The sequence below is a fragment of the Helicobacter sp. 13S00482-2 genome, assembly GCF_002272795.1.
Lineage (GTDB): Bacteria > Campylobacterota > Campylobacteria > Campylobacterales > Helicobacteraceae > Helicobacter_J.
Genome location: NZ_MLAT01000089.1, coordinates 1 through 476, shown reverse-complemented (window position 1 = coordinate 476; position 476 = coordinate 1). Strand labels below are relative to the sequence as shown.

Annotated in this window: 1 protein-coding gene; it reads right to left on the bottom strand. The window is 36.6% G+C overall.

Features of this window, described 5'->3' with window-relative positions; all coding sequences use genetic code 11:
• On the bottom strand, window positions 1-476 hold a 476-nt coding region (locus BKH42_RS09710; protein WP_219349871.1), incomplete at both ends, for a hypothetical protein.

The window sequence follows — 476 nt, the reverse complement described above, 5'->3', positions numbered from 1 at the left end:
TACCCAATCTCTGCGACCGCACCATTTTTAAAGGTAAAAACAGGAGCATTCGCACTGATGTCCATATTTCCTACAAAAGCTTTACCCTTAAGAGAAGCATATGAATCTCCATTGTAATTCCCATCAAAGGTATAGTAAGTGGGGATAGCAAAACCACCATAGTAAAAGTTGAAATCTCCCTTATAGGCAGAATTTTTAAAATACGCATCAATATTCTGCCCATTTCCTACATTGATGCCACCACCAACAGGTATAGGTAAATCACCAAAAGGTACAGTAAAAGGTTTGCCGGCATTAATAACTGCCGCATTATTGAAATAAAGCGTGGAGGTACCAGAAGGATTTCTTGTGCCAATATTGTAATTATATTTCAAATAATAAACATCGCTATAGGTTGAATTTTTAGTGATGTTGAACATATTTGCAAAACTCTGAGTGACTCTACCACAAGCTTTATCTCCACTTAAAAGACATCT